The organism is Methylomagnum ishizawai, from assembly GCF_900155475.1.
GTDB lineage: Bacteria > Pseudomonadota > Gammaproteobacteria > Methylococcales > Methylococcaceae > Methylomagnum > Methylomagnum ishizawai_A.
Genome location: NZ_FXAM01000001.1, coordinates 4,225,434 through 4,250,168 on the forward strand (window position 1 = coordinate 4,225,434; position 24,735 = coordinate 4,250,168).

Sequence of the window (24,735 nt, forward strand, 5' to 3'; positions counted from 1 at the left end):
TTCCCGCCGCCGGCTTTGGCGATGCTTTAGGGTCGGCCCGGCGCTGTCCGGTTTTTCATCAAATTCCAGCACATGCCCAGATCGGTGTTGGGGTCGCCCTCCTCGCCCACGCCGTTGGGATAGCCCGCCGGGGGTTTCGGGTTGTAGTTTTCGCACACGAAGGCCGTGGGCATGGCGCGGTGTTGGTCGAGATAATCGAGATATTGCCGGGTATCCCGGACCCATTGGGTGCCCGAATGGTGGGGCGAGACGATCAGGATGGCGGGCAAGCCCTGGCCCTGGGTCCAGCGGATGGCGTCCACCACCCATAGCCGGTAAATCTCGTCTTGTTGCAGGGCGAAACCGGGCGGGGTATCCAGCACGATGCCGCCCCCGGTCTTCACCAACGCCTGGAACAGCGCTGATTCGCTCACCTTGTTCCGCTGTAGGATGTCCAGCTTCTTGCCATTCTGATACTCGAAGGTCGGCATGATCGGCGTCGATGCGGGCACCCCCAGCCGCCGCAGAGTCGCCTGGAAATTCCGCCATTCCTCCAAGGTGAATTGCTCGCGGTCGCGCTTGTTGAACACGTTCGAGGCCATGAAGGCCGGACGGACCCCGAGGTCGAGGTAGTACTTCTTGATTTGCCGGGCCACCTCGGCGGCGGCGGCATCGTCGCCTTTGAACCCGATCTCGATGCCCACCGGAGCGCCCCGGAAGGCTTCCAGGATTTGGCGGCGCTGGGCATCGTTGAGTTTGAAATACCAAGCCCAGCTATGCAGGTACAAGCCACCACCCGCCGCCCGGTACCGCTGGGAACGGGCGGGGTCCGCCAGGTCGGCGACCCCCTGTACCCCGCCGGCATAATAAAGCGTCGGCAACGCGGCGGACCGGGACTGGGCATCGGTTTGCGCCGACAGGCAGCCCGCAAGCAACAGGACGGGCCAAAAGGCCGCGCACCGGGCGCCGGTTTGGGTCGATGGCATCATGGTCCTTCCTCCCGGAGAATGTTCGACTTCGATAATGGAGATGGCGCGGGCTTCGGCCCACCGCGGAAAACGGTCTTCGTGCCCATGTCCCAAGCCATTCCGGGCTGGGCGGAGGGGAGATACTGCGGTATCGGGCTTGTCCGTTCAAGCCCGGTGCCGGAAATTCCACCGGGCCGCCGGAAGACATCGTCCGGCGCGGGGTCGAACCCCAGATTCACAGACAGGAAATCCCGCCATGGCCAACCTACCCGACTGGTTCAAGCGCCACCTCCACACCGCCCGCAACTTCCTGGAAATCCTGTTCCGCGATATCACCGAAGGCGGCCTGGACCTCCGCGCCACCAGCCTGGTCTACACCACCCTGCTGTCGCTGGCCCCGCTGCTGGCGGTCAGCTTCTCGGTGCTGCAAGCCTTCGGCGCCCACAACCAGATGCGGCCCTTGCTGCTGGAAATCCTCGATCCCCTGGGCGATGCCCAGGCGGTGGAAATCACCGACCGCATCATCGGCTTCGTCAATAACCTCGACGTAGGGGTGTTGGGCTTCACCGGCTTCGCCCTGTTGTTCTACACGGTGCTGTCGCTGTTGCAGAAGATCGAGGATTGCTTCAACCAGATTTGGCGGGTGGGCCAATCGCGGGGTTTCCGCCGCAGGTTCAGCGAATACCTCAGCGTCCTCCTGGTCGGGCCGGTTTTGGTGTTCTCGGCGCTGGGGCTGATGGCCTCGCTGAGCAGCCACGAGATCGTGAAAGCCATCATCTCGCTGGAACCGTTCGGGACGCTGTATTACCTCCTGGTCCGCTTGCTGCCCAACCTCCTGATGATCGCGGCCTTCACCTTCCTCTATCTGTTCATCCCCAACACCCGCGTGCGGCTCAAAGCGGCCTTGGCGGGCGGGATCGCCGCTGGGCTGGGTTGGCGCTTGGTGGGCTGGCTGTTCGGCCTGTTCGTGGCGGGTTCGGCGCAGTATCAGGCGATCTATTCCAGTTTCGCCATCCTGATCGTGTTCATGATCTGGCTCTACGTGAATTGGCTGATCCTGCTGGTGGGGGTGGATATTTCGTTCTATGTCCAGCATCCGGCGCATCCCCGGCTGGAACGGCGCGGTTTCCGACTGGGCTATGCCTCGTCGCGGCGGGTGGGGCTGACGGTGATGTATCTTTTGGCGGAACGCTTCCAGCGGGGCGCGCCGCCCTGGACCTTGGACGCGCTGGCGACCACCTTGGGCCTGCCTTGCCGCTGCGTGGAGGAGGTGCTGGAAGCCCTGCGGCGGCGCGGACTCGTCATCGCGGTGGACCCGGACAACACGGCCTACCTGCCCGCCCGCGAACTGGGCTCCGTGACCCTGTTGGACATCCTGGACGCCCTCGACGCCGAGTCCGGCCCCGCCGACGCGCCCCACGATCCGGCCTTGAAGCCACCCGTGGTCGAGGAAGTGATGCGCCGCCTACAGGCAGCCCGCAGCGGCGCGGTGGATGGGATGAGCTTGCGGGATTGGCTGGGGACCGCCGATGGCGACCGGCGGACCCCAGCCACGGAAGAGCGGCCTTAACCGCCCTGGGTGTCGGACGTGGCGGCGGTTTCCTCGGAAGTCCAGTAGGCCGGCCATTGCTCCTGGGGTAGCCACATCTGGGCCAGGGCGGTGAAGATCATCGCCGTCGAGGCCAGGCTATAGCCGATACCGCCGATCATGGTCAGCCAGGCGAACACCGGCATGTACTTGGTCAGCCACCAGGACAGGATATCCAGCAGCAGGAACACGAAGGGCGTGGCGATCAAGATCAACTTGGTGCGCAGGGGATGCTGCGCCAAGCCGAAAATCCAGCCCACGAACAAGAAGATGAAGGCGATGCCGAACAAATGGATATGGGAGACGCGGGTCAATTGGGAGACGCTCTGGCCCTCGTCCACCTCGGCCACTTTCTTCACGTTCTCGAACTTGGCGAAATCGGGCAGCGTGGAACCGGCGTTATGGCAGGACACGCAGTATTGCTGCATGATCGGCTCGACCTGGGACGACCATTGGGTGATCTGGCCACCATCCCGCGCCCATTGGATCAACTCGAAACGCACGTCGTCCGGGGCCATGGGCTTCATCTGGCCGTTGAGCATGGCTTCCAGCTTGGAGCCGGAGCGGTTGCCGTAATAGCTATAAACGATGTCGTTGATCGAAAGGCCGGGTTTGCCGTCGGCCATGCCGTGGGTGAGCATGATTTGCGCCCCGGCCATCATCAGGCCGACGCCGATGACCAGCAGGAACCCGGTGTAAAGCACCTTGTAGGCCAAGGGCAAACGGGCGAGGGTGTTGATTTGGATCATGTGGCTCCTCCGGGGCGGTCCCCGTTATGAAAAAGATGGACCGATTAGACCCCGCCCGCCGGGGCCGTTCAACAGCGGAAGAGCGGCATGGAATGTCACCCGCCGGGAAAAAATCCCCCGCCCGTAGGACGGGGATGGCCGGGAAACCGCCGGAACCTCCGGCAATCCAAGGCTTCCGGCGTTCCGGGGCGGTGGCTTCCGGTGTGGTACCGGAAGTCAAGGGTCTGGTGGCGGATGGGCTATTTCGGGCGGAAGCCGGGGAGTCCGGCCCATCCCAGGTCATTGCGGCGCATTGATGATGGCGGTTTCCCCATCTATCCGCATCGGCCTGCTTTCATAAAGCCCCGTTAGCTTGCGGCGGAATTCGTTGGTGATTTCCCGCGCCTTGGGGCGGCTTTCCACCACCCTGGGCGTCAGCAGGATCACCAATTCCTGGCGGCTCAAGTTCTTGGTGGTCTGGCCGAACAAATCGCCGATGATCGGCAGTTCGAACAACAGCGGAACGCCGCTGCGGTTGTTGGTGATGTTCTCCTTAATCAGGCCACCCAACACCAAGGTTTCGCCATTGGCGACCGCGACCGAGCTTTTGATCTGGCGCTGGGTGATGGTCGGGGAGTTGATGTTGCCGGAAGTCTGTTCCTTCACATCGTCCACCGCCTGGGCGATGTCCATGATGACCAAGCCGCCGGCGTTGACCCTGGGCCGGATATTGAGCAAGACGCCGGTATCGCGGTATTGCACCGAGTTGTAGGACGAATACACCGGGTTGTTGTTGATGATGCCGGTACTGGTGCTACCGCTGAAATTGCCGTACTGGCCGGTCAGGATCGGCACCTGGTCGCCCACCTTGATGCTGGCTTCCTGGTTGTTCAGCACCATCAAGGATGGCGAGGACAGGATATTGACCTTGTTCTTGTCGGCCTGGGCGCTCAATAGCAACCGGACATCCTTGCCCGCCATCACCAAGGAGTATTGGAAGGACGAACTGCCCAAGGCATTGGACACATTGTCGCCCACATTCCTGCCGGGCACTTCGAACAAGCCTTCGGCGTTGGAACCCTGTTGGAAATACCATTTGACGCCATATTTCAGGTTGTCGGTCAGGGTGATCTCGGCGATGGTGGCGTCGATCAAGACCTGCAAGGGCAGCACGTCCAATTCCTTGATGACCGATTCGATCTCTTTGTAATCCTGGGCGCGGGCGGTGATGATGAGGGCGTTGTTGGCGGGGTCGGCCACGATGCGGATATTACCGAGATCGGCGGCCGCGCTGCCGCGCCCGCGCTGCCCGCCGCCGGAACCACCCCGGCCTATGCCGCCACCGAAACCGCCGCCACTGCCACCGAAGCTACCGCTACCACTGCCGCTGCCGCTGCTGCCGCTTCCGCCCAACCCGCTGCTGGAACTGCCGCCCAAGCCGCCACTGCCGCTGGAACTGCCGCTCGAACCCAGGCTGCCCATCGAGCCGCTGGACCCGAACGAGGATGAACTTCCGCTCCCGGACGACGAGCTGCCCAGGTCGCTGGAACTGCTGGTCAAGCCGCCGCCACTCCCGGAAGAACCACCGAACGCGCCGCCGCCGCTGCCGTAGTTCCCCCCGAAGGAGCCGCCACCGCCGCCGAGTTGGCTACCCTGCGAACCCGGCGTCAACGAAGGCCGACCACCGCGCCCACCGCCCTGGCCGAAAATATTGCTCAGGGTATTGGCCAATTCCATCGCGTCCACGTTCTGCACCCGGTAGACATGGATGCCACCAGCCCGGTTGGTGGTATAGCGGTCGAGGCGCTCGATCCAGGTTTCCACCTCGTCGAGATAGCGCGGCTGCGGCGTCACCACCAGGATGGCGTTGAGCCGCTCGATAGGCATCATCCGCACCACCCCGGCCAGCGGCCCCTTGGCGGTATCGCCCAGCACCTTGTCGAGTTCCTCGGCCACGATGGCGGGCTCGACATTCTTCAAGGGAAACACGCCCACCGACATACCGCGCATGAAATCCACATCGAACAGCCGGATGGTTTCCAACACGGCTTCCAATTCTTCCGCCGTGCCGGCCAGCATCAGCATATTGCGCGGCATGTCGGCGCGGACCACGGCCTTGGGTGGCATCAGGGGTTCCAACACCTTTTGCATTTCCCCGACCCCGACATAGCGCAGGGGCACCACCCGCAGTTGATAACCCGGCGGCATGGCCTGCCCCGACAGGCCGAGTTTCGGCCCCGGCGCATCGATCAAGGCGTTGGCGTCGGGTTCGATGCGGTACATGTCGTGGTCCTTGATGAGGACCGCGCCGTTCATCCTGAGCAGCATTTCCAGGGTGGGGATGAGTTCGTCCTCGGCCAGGGGGCGGGTGGTTTGCAGCGTCACCTTGCCCGTCACCTTGGGACTCAACACGTAGTTGATCTTCAAAGTCTCGTCGAGGATGGTCTTGGCCACCTCGTTGAGGTCGGCGTCGTCGAAATTGAGGGTGTATTTGCCCTCCTTGCGACTGGGGGCGCGTTTCCCGGTGGGGGCCGGGCCGACCGGAGCGTAGCGCTCGGGGGCGGCATAGGAACCCTCCACCGGCCCCAGTGTGCTGCCGGTGGCGGGATAGATTTCGGGAGGCCGGGTGGGCGTGGCGGCCAAGGCTTCGCTCTGCATCGGGCGCGAATCGGGAGCATTGGGGTTCTCGAGGACGAGATTGGCCGGTAGCCGGATTTTTTGCGCCGCCTTGGACCCCAATTGCTGGCAACCGGACATTCCCAGTGCGGCCAACACCGAGACGGCCACGAATCGGTTTCTCTTGTTATGCATGGATGTGTTCTTAAAAGTGCGATGATCGAAACTGCCTACGCCGCCGCTAATCCCCTGGACCGCCGCTGTATTCTTCCTCGACGCCCGTGTCCTCCTCCTCGGGAGGCATGGGTTCTTCCTCCGGCTCTTCCACGGGTTGGGGAACCGGCATGGGAGGCCGCCCCGGCCGGGGCGGCTGGCCCGGCGCGGGCTGGACCTGGGGTTGGCCCGGCGGGCCGGGTTGGCCCGGTGGTACCGCCGCCTTGGGTTTCTTCTTGAGCAAGGGCAGTTCCTGGTTATCCTGGCCCTGCTGCATAACCACCCGGTCCACACCCACATCGACCAGGGTCCAACTGTCGAGGGTATCTTGTGCCTTGAGCCGCTTATATTTGCCCTTGGCATCGACCAATAGCGCTTTCTTGCCTTCGGGCGTATGCACGATGCCCACGAGTTTGAGGGTCATGGGCATCTTGCGAACCTCGGGCGGTGGCGGCGGTTCGTTCATGTCGATGCCGGGACGGCGGCTTTCCATGAACAAGGGCCGGTCGGCGATTTGCCGGTAATCGTCCAGCGGTGGCAATTCCAGGCTGGCGGGGCCGCCGCTGCCGGTTTCCATCGGGGGCGCGGCCTGGGATTGGTGCTGGACCAGGGCGGCCTGGCGCTTGCGGTCCAGCACCAGCGCCTCCAACGCCACGATGAAGCCCAGGACCAAGGCGATCCCGGCCAGGATCGCGGGTAATACGTATTCGCGCGGCAGTTTCAGCATGTCTATTGTGTCCGCATATAACCGACCACGTCGAAATCGACGCTCAGCTTGTCGGGGAGGGTTTGCGGGCCTTTGGCCATGGGGTTGCGCGGCACCCGGATCGGCCTGATGTTGAGGTTCTCGATGAACAGCGAGGGCTTGGCCGACTCGAAATTGTGCAAAACCTGCCGCAGCACATTGGTGCCGCCGTTCATCCGCACCTTGACCGCGACGCGGGTGAAGTTCTCCTCGATGTGTTCGGGGATCACCTGGGTGCTGGTCAATTCGCCGCCGGCCTCGCTCACCGCGCCCTTGATCTGGGTTTGCAATTCGGCGGAGGCCAGGGCAGCGGTGGAACGCGCCAGGAAACTGTCGTCCTGCTCGCCCTCGGCCCGGATGACTTCCAGGCGCTTGACCAAGCCTTCCTTTTCCGCCGCGATCTTGGACAGCCGCGTCAGGCGGAATTGCAATTCCTCGATGTTCTCGCCGTATTCGCGGGCCAGGCCGAGCAAGGGAGCCAGGCAGGCGAAATACACCACGGCCAGCACGCCGAACAACAAACCCAGCGCCGCGAGGCGGGATTTATTGATCCTGATCGGCTGGTTCAGATTCAAGTTCAGGTTCAGGTTGAACTTGAGGTTCGGGCGCTGATTTTTCAGGAGCGGGGTTTTCAGAGAACCTCCCATTGACCACGTCGCTGGCGATTTGAAAGCGTTCCAACCCGCTGCCGGTGTCCTTGGTCACCGGGGAAACGAAGCTGGTGTTCTTGAAGTGACCGGACGCCTCGATCACCTCGATGAGGCTGGAGGCGGAAGGCGATTGCCCCTGGATCACGATATGCCGGTCCTTGTACTGCAAGCCGTTGAGCCAGGTGTTGTCGGGGATCACCCGGCTGAGTTCTTCCAGCATGTCGATCAAGACCGGCTCGCTGCGTTTCTTGTCCTGGAGGAACCGGGTCTGGTGCAGGAGTTTGTCGGTTTCCTGGCGCAGCGCCTCGACTTCCTTGGCGGTCTTGTTGGCCTTCCTGACCCGCTCCTCCAAATCCTCGGCGACCGAACCGGCGCTCAGGATGGGCTGGACCAACAGCGCCCCGACCAGCAATAGGATGAGGGTTCCCAGGGCGATATTGGCGATGCGCGGCCAGCGGCTGCCGGAGGTCCGGTATTTTTCCGGCAGGAGATTATAAGTGCCCGGCGGCGCGTGGCCCGCCAAATCCACCCAATCGGGCCGCCAACCCCACACCGCCAGATCGTCCAGCGCGGCGTCGAGTTTGGCCTTGGGGGTCAGGATCAATTCCACGCCGATTTGGCGGGTGGCCTGCCAGCGCGAGACGATGCGGTAGCCGTAATAGACCTGGTCGCTTTTGAACGGCGTCAGGCGGTCCATCTCGAAGGCCAAGACCTGCCCCAAGTTCTCCTCGACCGCCATGGGGAATTTCAGGGTCTTGCACAGCGCCTGCCCCGGTGCCAAGCGCAGTAGCACCTGGGTTTCGGCCAGTTCGGGCCGGGCTTCCAACAAGCGCTCCCGCGACCGCGACCCGTCCTCGTCCAGGGCGTAATGGCCCAGGGGGCGCTCGCCCTCGGGACCGAGATGGGCGATGGACAAGCCGTCGTCGCCCCGCCGCAGCACCACGTATTCGGTGGCGGCCCCCAGCAGCTTTTGCACCGGGGTGGGCACCAGGAACGCCAGTTCGCCGGTCCACCAGCGGATGAACTTATGGAAATCCCAATCTATGGCGGTGTCGAGTTTCAGCATGGTATCGCGCTAGCAGGCTGTTTCCAGATTGCGCCGGTTCCCGAGCGGCGCTTGGGAACCGGCGGACGGTGGGCATGAATACATGCCCACCCTACTCCCCGGCCGGGTTGGGTTCTTGGCCCAGCTTGGGTGGCGGCGTGGTCCTGGCCCGCCACGTCAGATAGGTGAACGGCGAGCCATCCATGCCCCGCCCCCGCTTGATCGTGGCCCGCACCCCGGACCCCGGTTGGTCGGCGAATTCCGACGCCGCCTCGACCGTGTAGGACATATCCCCGACCTGATGGAATTTGAGGCCGGGCGGCGGCGGCGGTGGGGGGGGCGGCGGTGCGCCGACCTGGGCCTGGGAGCGCTGCATGAGATAGGTTTCCAGCGCCCCCTGGTCGCCGTTCAGCAAGGCCGACAGCACTTCCCGCGAGGCCTTGGCCGGATTCAGGCCATCCTGGCTCGAATACAGGGTCAGCCAGGGTTGCAGCTTGCGGTACAGTTCCGGCGTCATCCCCAGCACCCCGCGCAATTCCTCCAACACCAGGAAATTGCGGTTCTGCGGCAAGGTCTTCAGGCCCGCCGCCTCGTATTCGGGCGCTTCGGCCCCGTGCATCCCTTTCAAATCGTCCGGGTCGCGCCAATCCTGGATGGCGTCGGCCAGGGCCATGGCCTTGTCGTCGTCGTGCAGCAGCAGGTTGAACAGGCCGCGCAAAGTGGTCGGGGTCGCGGCGTTGAGATCGACCTTGCCGCCCTCGTCGTAGACGCGGATCCGCACCCTGGCCTGCTCCGAACCCCACACATACTCGGTGCCATCGGCCCGCCAGCGCAGCTTGGGATTGGGCAACATCAGCATCAGCATGGCGTAATGGACGCCGCCATCGGCCAGGGCCACGGCCTTGGCGCGTTCGTGGGCATGGGTCAGCAACGCCGCCTCGCGCCGGGTGCTGAGGGCGTAGCTCCCCGCCATGATGGTCATCAGGGTGATGACCCATAGCACCAGGATCAGGGCCAGACCCCGCTGGCGGAGGGGAGGAACATGCGGCACCCGGCTACCTCAACATCTGGATTTTGGGGGCGATGACCAAGGCCGGCCAGGGGTCTTCGTTCTCGGGCGTGATTTCCAGCCGGACCAGCGCGGGCAATTGCGGCTCCTGCCATTCGAAGTTCCATTTCACGGCGATCCGCTCCCCCAAGGGATTGTTGTTTTGGACCACCAGGGGCAGGTAGGACAGCTTGACCGCCTCGACCTTCTCCACCAAGGGCAGGTCGTCCAGCGGCTCGGCCTTGCTGTCCTGCTCGCCGCCGACCTTGTGCGGGATGATGGCGACCCGGAGGTCTTTATGCCCTCCCGCGCTGGACACATACAAGCGGAAGCGGTACAGCCCGCCCACCTTGACCTGCTCGGGCAAGGCCGCCACATATTCCAAGGAATCCGGCCCGCCCTTGAAGGCGAAATCGATCTCGCCATCCTTGCGGGTACCCGCCACCGGCAACAAACCGCCCATATGGCCGCGCAGGAAATTCAGCACCACGAACATGCGGCTGGCCTTGGCCATGCGCTCCTCGCCCGCGTCCCAGCTTTCCGCGCTGATCCTGAGGCTCCCGGTCAGGAGCAGCATCATGATCGACAGCAAGGTCGCGCCGATGATGACTTCGAGCAGGGTGAAACCGGCCTGTCGCCGCGCGTTCATCGCACGCTCCCGGCGGGCTTGTCCTGCAACAAGCGCAAGGTGGTGAGATCGAAGGCGCGGGGATCGTTTTCGTCGCCCCATTCGATGCTCAGCGTCACCCAATAGGGCTTGAAACCGATATTGACGTTCTCGCCTTCGAAGGGATAGGGCTCGACCTTCAAGGTCCAGTGGTAGGCTTCGCCGATTTCGCCCTGGGTTTCGCCCGGCTCCAGGGGCGTCTCGATCCCGAGGCCGGCAAACATCGATTCCGCCACCACGATGGCCCGCGAATATTCATCCGCCGTGGCGGCGATGCGCCCGGCCCCGCCGAAGATGCGCAGCAAGACGCCCAAGGTCAGCGCCATGATCGAGAACGCCACCAAAATCTCGATCAGGGAAAAGCCGCGCTGGCCGCGCTCAATCCTCATCGTCGGCGTCCTCGCGGATTTTCACCTCGCCGGTCAGCCAACTGACATCGACATAGCGCTTCTGCCCGCCGCCCACCAGGGTGACACGCCCGCCGGTGGCCGAGCCATCCGGGAAGAAACGGATGCGCCCGGTGCCCTCGTCCAGGGTTTCGCTCGCGGTGGTGTAGAGGCTGAGATCGACCGTGCCCGGCAGGCTATAGGACTTGTTGCGCCCCGTGACCCGGTAGCGGTGGTTGTCGATTTCCAGTTCGAACGTGGCTTCCTTGCCCCGGATCAAAGCTTGCCCCCGCGCATGGCGCAAGGCCGAAGCCACGTCGCGGGCGGCGGAATAAAGCTGCGCCCGCCCCAGCAGCGGCGCGAAATTGGGCAGGACCACGGCCATCAGCAAACCGGCGATGACCAGGGCCAGCAGCATTTCCAGCAGGGTGAAGCCCCAAGCCACCGGGCCGGAGCCACGCCGCCTAGCCACACGCGGGTACCCGCCGGGAACGCCGGGCCGCTGTCGCGATAGTGGGGCGGGAACGCATCGGAATCATCACGGGAACCGGAGGGCTATTCCCAACTCACGATGTCCTGGTCTTCGCCATCTCCACCCTCGGCCCCATCCGAACCCAAGCTGAACACATCGAACTTGCCGCCGTGCTGGCCGGGAGCCACATAGTGGAAGGGGTTGTTCCAGGGATCGAGCGGGACTTTCTTTTTGCGGAGATAGGGACCGTTCCAGAACTTGGCGCTAGCGGGCTGTTCGACCAGGGCCGCCAGTCCTTCGTCGGTGGGCGGATAACGGCCCACGTCCAGGCGGTACATATCCAGGGCCGAGGACAATTCCTCGATCTGCAAGCGGGCGGTCTTGGTCTTGGATTCGCCCAGGTGCTTGATCACCTGCGGCCCCACCAAACCGGCCAACAAGCCGATGATGGCCAGCACCACCAAGAGTTCGATCAGGGTGAAACCGCGCTGAAAGCGCTTTTGTCGCGAAGGCTTGTGCATAGGAATCATGGATGAACTGAAGAAGACTGAACGATGGAAACAGTCCGCGCAAAAACCGCGGGGCGGGCAGTCCGACCGGCTGGCTATACGTCCGGGGCGGCGGGCCACATCGAACGCAACTAGGCAAAATACCTAAGGATTAAAAGCCGGACAAACTTAAAGGACACTTAAACAGACCCGCTATTGTCAATCAGCGCCCATTTAAAAAGCTAGATCGTTGACGCTCAAGATCGCCATCAGGATCGAGACGATGATCCCGCCGATCATGATCCCCAGGCCCACGATCAACACCGGCTCCAACAAGGCCAAGAGCCGCTGGATGGAAATCTTGATTTCCTTGTCGTAGGTGGTCGCCACCCGTTCCAGCATCTCGGCCAGATGGCCGGATTCCTCGCCCAGCTTGATCATCTGCATCGCCAGCGAGGGGAATAATTCGGCCTCCATCAAGGGCGCGGTGAGTCCGCCGCCGCGTTTCAGGCTTTCGGCGGCGAGGCCGAGTTTTTCCGCCACCAGCCGGTTATCCAGGGTATCGCGCACGATGGTCAACGCTCCCAGCAAGGGCACGCCGTTGGTGAGCAGGGTCGAGAGCGTGCGACTGAAACTCGCGACCTGGAATTTGATGATCAAATCGCCGAACAGCGGTAGCCGTAACATCCAACCATCCCACACCAAGCGCCGCACCGGGTCGGCCTTTTGATAGCGCACAAAACTGGTGGCCCCGAAAACCAGCGGCACCAAGGTCCACCAATAGCCCCGGATGAAATCCGCCGCCCCCACCACGATCTGGGTCGGCACCGGCAATTCCTTGCCCGCGCTCTCGAACATCTCGGTGAACTGCGGCACCACGAAAGCCAGCAACAACAGCAGGGAACCCATCGCCATCAGCACCAGGATGGCGGGATAGATCATCGCCGTGGTGACGGTATCGCGCAGTTCCTTGGAGCGGTCCAGGTATTCGGTCAGGCGCTCCAACACCACTTCCAAGGCACCGCCCGCTTCGCCCGCCCGGATCAGGTTGAGATAAAACCGCGAGAACACGCCGTTCTGGGCTTCCAGCGCGTCGGAAAGCTGTTTGCCGCCCTTCACCGCGTCCAACACTTTGCCGAGCATGGCGTTGAGGTCGGGTTCGCTGGACGTAAGTTCGAGCAGGACCACCAAGGCGCGGTCGAGCGGGAGGCCGGCTTGCAGCAAGGTCAGCAACTCGCGGGTCATCAAGCCGATTTGCTTCTGCGAGATGCGCGAGCGGCTGCGCCCGAGTTTGAGCCAAGCCAAGGGCCGCGATTTGGCCGGGGAAATGCGGATGGGCAACAAGCCCTCGTTTTGCAAGAGCATGAGCAGCGCGGTTTCGTCGGCGGCTTCGCGCTCCATTTCGATGGTTTCGCCTTCGCGGTTGACGGCTTTGTAGATGTAGAGGGGCATGGGTTTAAGTATCCGAAGTCACCCGCAACACCTCCTCCACCGTGGTCAAGCCCATGACCGCCTTCCGCAAACCATCCTCGTAGATGGTATGCATCCCCTCGGTCAAAGCCTGTTCCTCGATCTGGCGGGCCTGGGCGTGGTTCATCACCAAGCGGCGCAGGGCATCGGTCATCACCAGGAATTCCTGGATCGCCAAACGGCCCCGGTAGCCGGTGTTATCGCAAGCCTCGCAGCCCTTGCCGCGATACAGCATCACCCGGCCCCCGGACGAAAACCGCTGCAAGCGCATTTCCTGCACCATCTCCGGCAGGGCCGGATAGCTTTCCTTGCAATGCTGGCACAAGCGCCGCACCAAACGCTGGCCCAGGATGCCGTTGACGGTGGAGGAAATCAGGTAATCCTCCAGCCCCATATCCATCAAACGGGTGACGCCGCCGGCCGCGTCGTTGGTGTGCAGCGTCGAAAGCACCAAATGCCCGGTCAGGGCCGATTGCACCGCGATGCGGGCGGTTTCGAGGTCGCGCATTTCGCCGATCATGATGACATCGGGGTCTTGGCGCATGATCGAGCGCAGGGCGCTGGCGAAGGTCAGGCCGATCTGCGGCTTGACCTGGATTTGGTTGATGCCCTCCAACTGATATTCCACCGGGTCTTCCACGGTGATGATCTTGCGTTCGGGGGTGTTGATCTTATGCAGGGCGGTGTAGAGCGTGGTGCTTTTGCCGCTGCCGGTGGGGCCGGTGATGAGCAGGATGCCGTGGGGCATTTCCAAGACATCGATGAAACGCTTGAGCGATTCGCCCTCGAAACCCAAGGCGCCGAAATCGAACTTAATGCTTTCCTTGTGCAGCAAGCGGATCACCACGCTTTCGCCGTACATGGTCGGCACGGTCGAAATACGCAAGTCCAACTCCTTGCCCACCACTTGCAGCTTGATCCGGCCATCCTGCGGCAACCGGCGCTCGGCGATGTTGAGCTTGGCCATGATCTTGATGCGCGAAATCACGGCTGCGGTCGAACGCACCGGCGGGGCTTGCTCCTCGCGCAGCACGCCATCGATGCGGAACCTGACCTTCAAGCGTTCCTCGAACGGCTCGACATGGATATCCGAGGCCCGCGATTCCACTGCCCGCTGCATGATGAGGTTCACCATGCGGATCACCGGCGCTTCCGAGGCCAAATCCTTGAGATGCTCGACATCGGCCTCGTCGATATCCTCGTCGCTGCCGAAATGCTCGACGATCTCGCCCATCAGGGTTTTGCCGGGACCATGCTGGGTTTCGAGGGCGCGGTCGATTTCCGATTGCAGGCCGACATGGGGCAGGATCGGGCGGTCGCAGGCCAGGGCCAGGGCGTCCAGCAATTCCTGATCGAACGGATCGATCACCGCCACCGCCAAACCCTCGTCGCGAACGGCGATGCCAGCCACATGGTTTTCCTTGAGGAAGCGGATCGAAACCGTCTCCGGCATCAGCGAAGCCTCCGGGAAATCGACCGGAGCCACCAGCGGGCAACCGCTCACTTCGGCCAGCGCCTCCGCCGCGTCGCGCTCCGACACCACGCCCAGTTTGACCAACAAGGCCGGGATACGCTGCTCGTCGGTCTGGGCCGCGAGACGTTTGGCGCGGACGATCTCGGCCTCGCGCACCTTGCCGCGGCCCACCAACTCGCGGGCGAAGCGGTCGTAGGGATGGGCCTGCCCGGTTTCGGGGGGGAGTTCGGCCGGGATTTCCGGCAAGGTTTCGGCGGGTTCGGGAAGCGGGGTCGCGATGGCCACAGGGGGAAATCTCTCGGTTGGTGCCGACGCTCGGGGCGGGCATGGGAACGGGGTCGGTATTTTCCGGGATGGCGATTTAAAGTGGACTTAAAACACCCAAACACCGGGACAGGGTAGCGGACGATTATTAAACCACATCCCGCCCCGGAAACCCGCCCGCGACGCCATGCCGCAGGCCCGCCGGACGAAAACGGTTGCCCATGCCTCTTGGGGCTACTTATCATTGCCGCCGTCGCCAACGAACCCAACCCAGGTCATCATGAACATACTGCCTTCGGCCATCTTCCAGGAATTCCAGGCGCGGGGACTCATCGCCGAACACCGGGGCGGGGACCGGCCCATCCGCCGCATCGCCCCCATCGAGGAATGCGCGGCGGGCGATCTGGTGTTCGTGGACCATGCCAAATACCTGCCCAGGGTGCGCCAGCAACCGCCTTCCGCCGTGGTCGCGCCCGCCGCCATCGCCGATGAGTTGGGGGATATCGAGGGACTCGCCGTCCTGGTCGCGCCCAATGTCCGGCTCGCCATCGCCCTTCTGAAACAAGCCTACGCCGACCGCGATGTGCGCGACAGCGAATGGCCGCGCATCCACCCGAACGCGGTCATCCATGACAGCGTGGCCGTGCCCGAGGACGCCTTGATCGGTCCCGGCGTGGTGGTGGGCAAGGATGTGGAATTGGGGGGTCGGGTGGTCTTGATGGCGAACGTGGTCATCGAGCGCGGGGCCAAGATCGGGGCCAACACCGTGCTGCATCCCGGCTGCACCGTGGGCTACAACTGCGAAATCGGCAGCGATGTGATCCTCAAGGCGGGCTGCGTGATCGGCTCGGAAGGTTTCGGCTTCGCCCAGGACGAGAAGCGCCGCAATCACCGCATCCCCCATACCGGCAAGGTGATCGTCGAGGACCGGGTGGTGATCGGGGCCAACACCAATATCGACCGCGCCACCTATGGGGCCACGCTCATCCGGGCCGGGGCGGTGATCGACGCCATGTGCCATATCGGCCATAACGTCGAGATCGGCGAGGACTGCATCCTCTGCGCCCATACCGGGATTTCCGGTTCCACCAAGTTCGGGAAGCGGGTCATCGCCTCGGGCCAAACCGGGACACTGGACCATATTACCGTGGCCGACGACGTGGTGTTGCTGCACCGGGCGGGGCTTAACAGCAGCATCAAACAGCCCGGCATGTATGCGGGCGGCCCGGCCCAGCCGTTGCAGCAGTACCTCAAGAACATGGCCGTCGCCGCCCGTTTGCATGAGGTGTGGTCGCGGTTGAAGGCGGTGGAGAAAAAGTTGGCGGAGTTGACTAAACCGTAAGCCAGCAACGGCGGAATACGCTGCGCTATTCCGCCCCCACCCGGAGTTCCGCCACCACCGGCGCATGGTCCGAAGGCCGCTCCAAACCACGCGGCCCGGTATCCACCCGGCAAGATAAACACTCCAATCCCCCACTCGCCAGGATATGGTCGATGCGCAGCCCCAAATTGCGCTTGAAGCCATTCATCCGGTAATCCCACCAGGAAAAGCTCTTCTCGGGCTGCTCGAACTGCCGGAAGGTATCGCGCAGGCCCAAATCCAGCCAAGCCCGGAACGCCGCCCGCTCCGGCCCACTGCACAGGATTTTGTCGCGCCACGCCTCGGGGTCGTGCACGTCGCGGTCTTCCGGGGCGATGTTGAAATCGCCCAGCACCACCAAGCGCGGATGGCGCGCCAACTCGGCCTCCAGCCACGCCCCCACCTTCGCCAGCCAATCCAGCTTATAGGCGTATTTGTCGGAACCGACCTCGCTGCCATTCGGCACGTACAAATCCACGATCCTGACGCCATCGACGGTCACGGCCAGGATGCGCCGCTGTGGATCGTCCAGCCCCTCGATATCGGTCACCGGGTCCAACATATCGGAACGGCTCAGCACCGCCACGCCGTTATAGGTCTTCTGCCCGCTGTAGACCGAGCGATAACCGGCCCCGGCCACAGCGGCGACGGGAAAGTTGGCGTTTTCAGTCTTGGTTTCCTGCAAGGCCAGCACATCGGGCTGTTCCCGCGCCAGCCAGTCGAGGACGTGGGGCAGGCGCACGCGGAGGGAGTTCACGTTCCAGGCCGCTATTTTCATCTATCACCTAAATAATTGATTTATAAAAATTTATTTCCAAATGATTTTTTCTAGCTACGCATCTAGCTACACAGAAACGGGGCGGTGGGGTGCCAGGAAAGCCCCGGCCAGCGCCCACGGTTCCGCCCCCTCACGCCCGTTCCAGGTTGAGCTTCAAGAGCCGCCCCAGGATTTCCGCGTCGGGCATGGCCTCCGTGTAGTCGGTCCAGCCGTAGGCAGCGGCCACGGCTTGATCCAAGGCTTTATGGGCGTTATCCAGCCAAGCGGGGCGGGTGTTGTAGAGGTTGGTCAGGGTGCGCTTTTTCAGGTCGGCTGCGTGGCCCGGCTTGGGGAGGATGCGGTCGGGATAGCCCGGCACCACTTCCGGCACGCGCTCGGTCCATTCGGGCGGGTTGAGCCAGCTTTCCCGCAATGCGTGCAGGCGCTTGGCGGCTTCGGCGATGGCGGGGAAAGCGGCGTCCGGGTTTTCGTGGGTTAGGACGCCTTCGGGGAAGGGGAAGGTTTCAAAGGTGGTGGTGGGGGTATAGCGTGGGTCGTTGCCGACGCCGTGCCAAGTACATACCGCTAACGACCATAACTCATGGAATCTTGAATGTAAAACCCCGAAAATCGCATCGTCGGCGCGGGCGATGGCATATAATTTTTGATCCGGGAGAACAGCGGAATTCATCCAGGCGAATAAGCGATATTTTGCAACCTCTGGCGTTGCAATATACCTGGATAATCCACGCAAGGCGTCCCGCAAATCCGGGCGTGGACGGGCCAATCGCCACCAGCTCCGTGCTACGACCGCATCCCGGTTTTTTTCGCTGATGGGCTTTACAGTTCTGAGGACGTATTCATATGGAGCTTCATATAAAACCGCATTTCGCTCGTCCATGTTCACGCCGAAATCGATAACCCAAATATCTCTGGGCCGTCGGGTTAAATCCAATCCATTCCATAATGGCCGTAAAACATCGCTATTTGGTTGACTATGAGGATTGGGCTGTTCGAGCCATGTGCGGGCTAATTCCCCTGGAATATCGAATGGCCCTTTTTTTGAGGCACCCATGAAGCATATTCTAAAATTTGTGCTGATGGGTTTGGCTTGAGTTAAATCCAGGTTTTCAGTCCCTTCCGATGCCGCCGTCAAATCGGAGTAGATTTCTTCGGCATATTTTCCATTTAAGCTTATTTTGGAAGCTTCTAGTTTGCGGCAAAACCCAATCAGACTCACCCGCACCGCCGCGCCTTCGTTAATCCAAGGCTCATCGCTCCAAGCGTTGAAAATCGCCAGCCGGTTCAGAAGTAAGCCTTCAGCACCAGCGACGCCACGCCCGCCAGCAACATCCCCAGCATCCATTTCAGCACCGCCAAGTCGGTGCGGATCGGAGCCAGCGCCGAATCCAGGTCCGTTTTCGTGACCAGTTGATCCTGGGCTTTGGCGATGGCCCGCACCACCGCCTCGGCTTGCTCCTGCGGAATCCCGGCTTTTTTGAGCGATTCCGTCAATTCCAAGGTGTCGAAAGTTACCGTCGCCATAACGTCCTCCGTTGTGTTCCGCTTCGATTGTACCGTATAAAATCCGCTCCAAAACCTTCCGGTTCGCCCCGCCCCGGATACTATTGGTCGAAACCAACCCGGCCCGCTGGGTTTTCCCCGCCGCGATCTGCGCCCGTGCCTTCTCGAACCAATAACAAACCAAATCGGCCCCACCCGGAACCCGGCCTTGATAACACGCCCGCAAACGGTGGGTATATTCCTCGCCAAGTGAACCCAACAATTTGGAACCACCCAAAAACGGCGGATTCCCGATAATCACATCCGCTTCCGGCCATGCCGCTTCGGTCCCGTCCGCGTTCAATACCGCGTCCCGCTGTTCGATGGTATCCAGCGGGCGCAGAATCGGATTCTTGGTCAGGTTATAGCCATGCTGGATCATCCATTGGATTTCCCCAATCCACACCGTGACGCGGGCCAATTCCGCCGCATAGGGGTTCAATTCGATCCCGTGGACCGCTTCCGGCCCCACGGCGGGAAACTGCCGGGGCAAACCCAAGGTTTCCGCTTCCAAAATGGCTTGGTGTTCCAAGTCCTTCAAGGTTTGCAAAGCCAGATACAGGAAATTCCCCGAGCCACAAGCCGGGTCGAGTACCCGGAAATTCTTCAAGCGTTCCAGGAAACCGATATAGGCTTTCTGCGCCTTGGTCCGGGCTTTGGTTTTGTCCTTCTGGATGTCCGCCTTGACCGCTTCCCATTCGGCCAATAAGGGTTCCCGGATCACCGGATCGACCAAGCGCATAATGGATGCCCGGTCGGTATAGTGCGCCCCCAACTGCGAACGCTTGGCCGGGTCCAAGCCCCGTTCAAACAGGGTGCCGAAAATCGCCGGTTCGATGGCGCTCCAATCCAGGCGCGACAAGGCCGATAGCTGCTTGAACTCCGCCCCGGTCAAGGGCAGGGTGTCGGCATCGTTGAACAGCCCGCCGTTGAACCAATCGATGATGTCCACCCCGAAATCCCCGCCTTCCGCCATGGCCTGGAACAGGTTCTTCAACAGCGAAGTTCCACGGTCTGGATGCTTGGCGGCATTTTCCAACAACCGGGAAAACAAAGCCTTGGGCAACAGGTCGCAATCTTCCGCGAACAGGCAGAACAACAGCCGGTTGAGGAAATGCGCCACCCGGTGCGGCTCGAAACCGCGCTGGTGCAGCGCCAGGGCCAGCGCCGCGAATTGTTCCGCCGCCGCCCGCGTCAAGCCTTCGCGGGTTTGGCCGGGCCGCAGGCGTTCCGGGTCGGTGAAGGCCCATTTCAGCTTTTGCCGGGCTTCCGGCTGCCGCAGATCGTCCAGGGCGATGGCGTGGGTTTCCTGTACCGCGTTGGTGAAGGCGGTATGGATCACGAGGGTTTCCAGGTCGGACACGATCAACAGCGGCGGCGATTGCAAGGCCAGCGCGTAGCCCTGCAACTGCTTCAGGGCCGCTTGCAGGTCTTTCCCCTTGCCCTTGTACTCCCAGCCGAAACACCCCTTCCGCCACACATCGGCCCAACCATCGCCGCCCCCGGTTTTCTTCGCGCCCTTCTCGAAACAAAACCACAGCCCGTCCGGGTCGGCTTCGTTGGGCGTGGCTTCGCCCAATAACCGGCACAGGTCGATGAAATGCTCTTGGGCGGCGGATTTTTCCTTGGTCTTGGCGGCTTGCCACTTTTGGATGAAGGCTTCGGGGGTCATGGTGCCTCGTGCGATGGTCATGGGGGCGGGGTGTAGCGGTGGGATACGATAGCACGGGGGCGGTGCGGGACTTTGGGCGGTGCGGTGCCCGTCCCAGGAAGCCAGCGGGCGGGGCCGGTGTCTTGGAGCCGCCCCGGTGGCTTCCCGGAACTGTTGGAAAAGGGTGTTATTTATTTTTGCCTGTCAGAAATGAAAAACCCTATATTTACAACACCTAAAAACGGCCCTTTTCAGACTGTTGGAAAACGAACGTTTTCTAACGGGTAGGGCGGGTTCGCTTTATTGCGCTATGGCCGCTTGGCGGTGGCGGGAGGGACGCGGGCGCGGGGCAAATTGCGGAGTACAGTTCGGAGCGGCCCCAGGAAACCCACGGCCAGCGCCGGACGCGCCTCAGCCCGGCAAATCCCGGAAGCACGCCGTCAGCCAGTCCCGCAACTTGGCCTCGTCCCCGAGCAGGTGTTCGATGAACTCGGCGGTCTTCCGGGTTGCGAAACCCGGCGCGTCCACCTTGGCCCGCAATCCGTGCGACAGGGCGTTGCGGAGGTTCTTGAGGGTGATGAAGTTGCCGGGGGCTTGGGGGTTCAGGCGGTCGTCCTTGGTGCGTTGCTCCAATTCCATCTCGGCGTCCTGCCGGTCCCGGTCGTAGTGGCCGGGATCGCCCCGGTTCCCGATCACCCGCCCGGAAATCCGCGCCTCGAAGCCGAATTGCGCGGCGCGGAGGTAGTCGCCGCGTTCCAGGTAGTTCCGGGCCAGCCGTCCCTCCCAGGCGGCGCGGTCGCGACCCCTGCGCCAGTCGATGCGCTGTTCGAGGACCGGCAGGAACAGCCGCCCCGCCGGGCTGGCCGGTTCGCCCTGGTCCTGCATGAAGGAATCCAGCTTGCGCTTGGCGTTGGGGGCGACCGCCACCCGTTCCAGGAACGCCGCCTCGGTCAGTAGATCGCCGCGCAGCCCGTCGGCTTGCAGCAGTCCGCCGAACACCCCGTAATCCCCGTCCTTGTTGAAGCATTCCAGCGCCCTGAGCCATTCATACAGGTTCATCAGGCCGTCCAGTCGCAGCGCCGGGGTAGCACCTTCGCGTTCGCGCTCGTAGGGCGCGTAGTAGATGCCGCCGACCTCCGCTCCCGCCACCGCCCGCAGGTAGAACGCGCTGATGAGCCCCAGCATCGGCAGGTGGCGCAGGCCGTGGGTCACGTCCAGCAACAGGCGGTCGCCCGGCCCGAAGCCCTCGGCCAGGATGCGGAGGATTTCGACCTGTCCGCGCTCGTCCGCGCCGTAGGGGATCAGCCGCAGTTGGTGGCGGGGTCGGCCCGGACGGTCCAGCAACGGGGCCACGGCATCCAGGTGGTCCTGGGTCACGGCGTCGGCGGCCACGGCCCGTTCCAGGGCGTCCCAGGCCGGGGAATCGATGGAATCCGGTTCCAGCTCGACCGACAACACGTCCCACATGCTCCCGGCGGTGCCGAGGATGCGGAGGGTGTCGGCGGCGTGGTGGCGGGTCAGGGCCAGGGCGAAGAACGGGGTTGCGTAGGTTTGGCCGTCCAGGTCGTAGGCGGTGGTTTTATAAGTGCCGCCTTTGTCCTTGGCGACCTTGCCGAGGAAGCTGACGAGGATTCGGGCCATGGGGTCACTCCGGGGTGGAATCGTCGCGGTCCTGGAACTCGGCGTCCAGGAAGTCGCCGACGCGGACCCGCTTGAGCGGGGCTTTCTGGGTCGCGATCTTGCAGGCCAGGGCACCGGCCACAGTCACGACGCTGAGCGCCAAGGCGGCGGCGGGATTGAGCGGGATGACGACGATACGGGCGGCTTGCAGCAGCAAGGGGACGGCGGGAACGGGCATTGTGGAGTCCTCCGGTGTGGCGATGGGGAGATTGTCCGCGTTCCTGCCCGTCGTGGCTGGGTACACAAGCTTGTGGGGATGGGTTCAGGCGAGGCGGGACAGCAGGCCGAGTTGCCAGGGCAGGCGGGCCAGGGCGGCGTGGTCCAGCGCGGCCCCTTCCGGGAGGCGTCCGAGCAGGCGGAACACCAGGGCTTGGTCGCCCGGTGCCAGGGCCACCTGGACCCGGCGGGCTTCGACCGGATGGCCCAGCAGTTCGCCCAGCAGCGCCGCCGTGGCCGCGTGGCCGATGGCCGACACCACCTCCGGCCCGGCCCAGGCGCGGGCTTGGTCCAGCGACAGCGGCCCCTCGAACCGCCACAGGCCGAAATCCGTCAAGACCGGGCTGTTGAGCAAATATTTCCGCATTTTGCTATTCCCTTCGGTTAATCCCTTCAATAACAGGACATCATTCAGACAATCCATTTCCACCCGCTTCGCCGACAGCAACCAGTCTTAATCCCTTCAATAACAGGGCATCATTCAGACCGACCCCCCCTAAAAACCCGCCTGGAATCAACGACTTACAGAGGGGGTTCACACTCGTCCCGGCCCGCTTGCCGGAACTTTTTTCACGCCATCCCTTGACTTTTGCCATCTCCTTGATTTTGTTGGCGAGGTCGCCACCTCCCGCCCGCATAGCTTACACCACCCAGGTATCCGCCAAGGCCACCGCCCGCCCGAGGCTCCGGGGCCGGGCGGCATCGCGCAGGGCGAAGGCTTGCAGCTTGTCCTCGGCGGGGTCCAGGTATTCCCCCAACCGCCGCCACACCCGGTCCAGCTCGGCCTGGGTCAAGTCCGCCACGAACACCGACTTCTGCACCGGCAAGGCCACGTCCCGCAGGTCGCGGAACGCCCGCCGCAAACGTTTGGGGTCGGCGATGTCGTAGCAGATCAAGACCGGGCGGCGCTCCCGGCTCATGGCGCGGACTCCGCCGGGGCGGGCAACAGGGCCGCGAACCGCCGGGCGTAGCCCCGCAACACCCGCCGCCAGACCCGCAGTTTTTCATGGGCCGCCTCGTAGAACACCGCCTGGGCGTGGTGCCGCAGCAGGCAAGCGCCGTCCTCGACCTGGAAATGCTCGCGGCGCAGGGTTTGGGCGCGGAACAACTCCCACACCCAGCCCTCGACCGCCGGGCGCAAGGGTTCCACCAGGTCCGAGGCCAGGGCGTCCTGGCCGTGGCTGGGTTCGTGGAAACCGCCCAGCATCGGATCGAGCCCCGCCACCCGCGCCGCCCCGGACGCTTCCGCGTGCAGCAGGGTGTAGCCCAGCGACAGGCAGGCGTTGACCGGATCGGGCGGCGGACGCCGCCGCCGTCCCTCGAAGCCCAGGGCCGGGGCGAACAACTGGCCATAGCCCTCGAAAAACGCCGCGCCCGCCGCCCCCTCGATACCGCGCAAGGAAGCCAAGGACCGGCCTTCCGTTTCCGTGGCGAGGCGCTGTTCCAGGGCTTCCAGCCGCCGCAGCACCGGACCCAGCCGCAGGCCGGGACGTTCCTCCCGCGCCCGCGCCAGCAAGGCCCGTTGGCGCTGGACCTTGAGCGCCACCACGCCCCGCGCCCAGCGTTCCCGCAGTTGCGGCTGCTGGAACAGGGCGTATTGGGCGAGGCGGCGGCGGGCGTCGCCGTGGCGGTAGGCGACCAGTTCCGCCGTGCGTTCCGGGTGGCGGTGGTTGAGAACCAGCAGCGGCACGCCGTGCTGGGCCAGGAGGCCGAGGACTCCCGCGCCCAATTCCAGCCGTGGCCCCACCACCACCCGCTCCAGTTGCCGGACCGGGACCGAGCGTTTGCGCCCGTCCTCGTCGCGGATCAATAGCGAAGCCCGCTCGTAGCCGAGCGACAAACCGGGACGGTCCAGGATCAACAACATGTTTACCTCCGCATTTTGCCGTGATGGAAACCACGGGGCTTATTAGACGCCTATCGGGGGCGGGCGGGAGGTTTCACAAGCTTGTGAACGGTGGGGAGGTATTCCTGCGGGTTAGGGCAGCCTCCGGGCCAAAATCCATTCCAGACCGAAAGCAGCCCTCTTGGCAGAGATGCGGGGCGTGTCTTAATCCCTTCAATAACAGGGAACCAAAAAGCTCACGCCGCGCTATTCAATTCCAAACGGAAATGCAGCCCGGTTTTTGCGGCCAAGGTCAATAGTCTATCCAAGGTGAATTTCTTCCATTTGCCGCGCACGAGATCGGCTATCCGCGCCGGGGTCACGCCCAGGCGCTCGGCGGCTTCGGCCTCGGTCAAGCCGCTATCCCGGACCCAAAGCGCCAAATGGTTCATCAGGTCGGAGCGCAGTTGCAGGATTTCCGCCTCGTGGGGTGGGAAACCCAAGGCCAGGAATAGGTTTTCACCGGCTTTGACGGTTTCGGTCATGGCTTATCTTCCCCTTTAATCCCTTCAATAACAGGGCATCATTCAGACTCATTCTAAGAATTCAAATGGATATGAATATTGGTCTTAATCCCTTCAATAACAGGGCATCATTCAGACTAAAGCAAGAAGAAACATCGGTGGTATCTTTACAGTCTTAATCCCTTCAATAACAGGGCATCATTCAGACCCAACGTCACCTTGAGTGCCTTGAGTACCTTGGTCTTAATCCCTTCAATAACAGGGCATCATTCAGACGCCTACGATGCGCTGAACATGACGGGAGTGGTGCGTCTTAATCCCTTCAATAACAGGGCATCATTCAGACAGGTCGTCATGG

The 24,735-nt window shown here is 62.9% G+C and carries 23 protein-coding genes and 1 CRISPR repeat array (1 of these 24 cut by a window edge); of the genes, 2 read left to right on the plus strand and 21 right to left on the minus strand.

Going from position 1 to position 24,735, the window contains the following annotated elements; translation table 11 throughout:
• Window positions 1-26 precede the first annotated feature (26 nt).
• Window positions 27-968 carry a hypothetical protein gene (locus tag B9N93_RS18970; RefSeq protein ID WP_085215788.1) on the minus strand — a complete coding sequence of 314 codons (942 nt, stop codon included), beginning with the start codon at window positions 966-968 and terminating at the stop codon, window positions 27-29.
• A 235-nt stretch (window positions 969-1,203) separates the two neighbouring features.
• Here B9N93_RS18970 and B9N93_RS18975 point away from each other — a divergent pair, with 235 nt between their 5' ends.
• On the plus strand, window positions 1,204-2,517 hold the full coding sequence (locus B9N93_RS18975) for a YhjD/YihY/BrkB family envelope integrity protein (RefSeq protein ID WP_176225331.1): 1,314 nt from the start codon (window positions 1,204-1,206) through the stop codon (window positions 2,515-2,517).
• On the opposite strand, the gene B9N93_RS18980 is transcribed toward B9N93_RS18975, so the two are convergent.
• The 12 genes from B9N93_RS18980 to gspE all read right to left on the minus strand — a co-directional run bounded on the left by B9N93_RS18980 (window position 2,514) and on the right by gspE (window position 14,783).
• The gene (locus B9N93_RS18980; RefSeq protein ID WP_085215790.1) at window positions 2,514-3,284 is read right to left on the minus strand and encodes an elongation factor-1 alpha; all 771 of its coding nucleotides are present in this window, start codon (window positions 3,282-3,284) and stop codon (window positions 2,514-2,516) included. The genes B9N93_RS18975 and B9N93_RS18980 overlap by 4 nt on opposite strands.
• A 279-nt stretch (window positions 3,285-3,563) precedes the next feature.
• Window positions 3,564-6,074 carry a type II secretion system secretin GspD gene (gene gspD, locus B9N93_RS18985; protein ID WP_085215791.1) on the minus strand — a complete coding sequence of 837 codons (2,511 nt, stop codon included), beginning with the start codon at window positions 6,072-6,074 and terminating at the stop codon, window positions 3,564-3,566.
• A 46-nt stretch (window positions 6,075-6,120) separates the two neighbouring features.
• Entirely contained in the window at window positions 6,121-6,819 is a 699-nt protein-coding gene (locus B9N93_RS25740; RefSeq protein WP_085215792.1) for a hypothetical protein, read from the minus strand.
• Between the two features lie 2 nt (window positions 6,820-6,821).
• Entirely contained in the window at window positions 6,822-7,412 is a 591-nt protein-coding gene (gspM, locus tag B9N93_RS18995; protein ID WP_254899437.1) for a type II secretion system protein GspM, read from the minus strand.
• Window positions 7,381-8,553 carry a PilN domain-containing protein gene (locus tag B9N93_RS19000; protein WP_085215794.1) on the minus strand — a complete coding sequence of 391 codons (1,173 nt, stop codon included), beginning with the start codon at window positions 8,551-8,553 and terminating at the stop codon, window positions 7,381-7,383. Before B9N93_RS19000 ends, gspM begins: the two co-directional genes overlap by 32 nt.
• Before the next feature lie 91 nt (window positions 8,554-8,644).
• Window positions 8,645-9,583 (minus strand): type II secretion system minor pseudopilin, encoded by a 939-nt coding sequence (locus B9N93_RS19005; RefSeq protein ID WP_085215795.1) that lies wholly within the window; start codon window positions 9,581-9,583, stop codon window positions 8,645-8,647.
• Between the two features lie 4 nt (window positions 9,584-9,587).
• Entirely contained in the window at window positions 9,588-10,229 is a 642-nt protein-coding gene (locus B9N93_RS19010) for a prepilin-type N-terminal cleavage/methylation domain-containing protein (protein WP_176225332.1), read from the minus strand.
• Window positions 10,226-10,636, minus strand: a complete 411-nt coding sequence (locus B9N93_RS19015) for a type IV pilus modification PilV family protein (protein WP_085215797.1) — start codon at window positions 10,634-10,636, stop codon at window positions 10,226-10,228. Before B9N93_RS19015 ends, B9N93_RS19010 begins: the two co-directional genes overlap by 4 nt.
• Window positions 10,626-11,105, minus strand: a complete 480-nt coding sequence (locus B9N93_RS19020) for a GspH/FimT family pseudopilin (protein WP_254899438.1) — start codon at window positions 11,103-11,105, stop codon at window positions 10,626-10,628. The genes B9N93_RS19015 and B9N93_RS19020 overlap by 11 nt, the downstream gene beginning before the upstream one ends.
• An 83-nt stretch (window positions 11,106-11,188) precedes the next feature.
• Window positions 11,189-11,626: a type II secretion system major pseudopilin GspG gene (gene gspG / locus B9N93_RS19025; protein ID WP_085215798.1), complete on the minus strand. Its 438-nt coding sequence runs from the start codon at window positions 11,624-11,626 to the stop codon at window positions 11,189-11,191.
• 201 nt (window positions 11,627-11,827) lie between these two features.
• Complete coding sequence (locus tag B9N93_RS19030) at window positions 11,828-13,045, minus strand: type II secretion system F family protein (protein WP_085215799.1); 1,218 nt, start codon at window positions 13,043-13,045, stop codon at window positions 11,828-11,830.
• A gap of 4 nt (window positions 13,046-13,049) precedes the next feature.
• Complete coding sequence (gspE, locus tag B9N93_RS19035) at window positions 13,050-14,783, minus strand: type II secretion system ATPase GspE (RefSeq protein ID WP_085216340.1); 1,734 nt, start codon at window positions 14,781-14,783, stop codon at window positions 13,050-13,052.
• A gap of 298 nt (window positions 14,784-15,081) precedes the next feature.
• On the opposite strand from gspE, the gene lpxD reads away from it, so the two are divergent.
• The gene (gene lpxD, locus B9N93_RS19040; protein WP_085215800.1) at window positions 15,082-16,143 is read left to right on the plus strand and encodes a UDP-3-O-(3-hydroxymyristoyl)glucosamine N-acyltransferase; all 1,062 of its coding nucleotides are present in this window, start codon (window positions 15,082-15,084) and stop codon (window positions 16,141-16,143) included.
• Between the two features lie 25 nt (window positions 16,144-16,168).
• Here lpxD and xth read toward each other — a convergent pair whose 3' ends face one another.
• The 8 genes from xth to B9N93_RS19085 all read right to left on the minus strand — a co-directional run bounded on the left by xth (window position 16,169) and on the right by B9N93_RS19085 (window position 24,398).
• A complete protein-coding gene (xth, locus tag B9N93_RS19045; RefSeq protein WP_085215801.1) occupies window positions 16,169-16,939 on the minus strand; it encodes an exodeoxyribonuclease III in 771 nt (256 codons plus the stop codon).
• Between the two features lie 130 nt (window positions 16,940-17,069).
• Window positions 17,070-20,153, minus strand: a complete 3,084-nt coding sequence (locus tag B9N93_RS24965) for a class I SAM-dependent DNA methyltransferase (protein ID WP_125469064.1) — start codon at window positions 20,151-20,153, stop codon at window positions 17,070-17,072.
• A gap of 390 nt (window positions 20,154-20,543) precedes the next feature.
• Window positions 20,544-21,773, minus strand: a complete 1,230-nt coding sequence (gene csx2, locus B9N93_RS19060) for a TIGR02221 family CRISPR-associated protein (RefSeq protein WP_085215802.1) — start codon at window positions 21,771-21,773, stop codon at window positions 20,544-20,546.
• A 4-nt stretch (window positions 21,774-21,777) separates the two neighbouring features.
• The gene (locus B9N93_RS19065) at window positions 21,778-21,990 is read right to left on the minus strand and encodes a hypothetical protein (RefSeq protein ID WP_085215803.1); all 213 of its coding nucleotides are present in this window, start codon (window positions 21,988-21,990) and stop codon (window positions 21,778-21,780) included.
• An 84-nt stretch (window positions 21,991-22,074) separates the two neighbouring features.
• On the minus strand, window positions 22,075-22,395 hold the full coding sequence (locus B9N93_RS19070) for an STIV orfB116 family protein (protein ID WP_176225333.1): 321 nt from the start codon (window positions 22,393-22,395) through the stop codon (window positions 22,075-22,077).
• Window positions 22,396-22,669: 274 nt separating this feature from the next.
• Window positions 22,670-22,948, minus strand: a complete 279-nt coding sequence (locus tag B9N93_RS19075) for a CRISPR-associated endonuclease Cas2 (protein ID WP_085215805.1) — start codon at window positions 22,946-22,948, stop codon at window positions 22,670-22,672.
• Window positions 22,945-23,895, minus strand: a complete 951-nt coding sequence (cas1, locus tag B9N93_RS19080) for a CRISPR-associated endonuclease Cas1 (protein ID WP_085215806.1) — start codon at window positions 23,893-23,895, stop codon at window positions 22,945-22,947. The genes B9N93_RS19075 and cas1 overlap by 4 nt, the downstream gene beginning before the upstream one ends.
• A gap of 215 nt (window positions 23,896-24,110) precedes the next feature.
• The gene (locus tag B9N93_RS19085; protein WP_085215807.1) at window positions 24,111-24,398 is read right to left on the minus strand and encodes a helix-turn-helix domain-containing protein; all 288 of its coding nucleotides are present in this window, start codon (window positions 24,396-24,398) and stop codon (window positions 24,111-24,113) included.
• A gap of 12 nt (window positions 24,399-24,410) precedes the next feature.
• Window positions 24,411-24,735: a CRISPR direct-repeat array (repeat unit 36 nt; unit sequence GTCTTAATCCCTTCAATAACAGGGCATCATTCAGAC) (it continues 199 nt past the right edge of the window).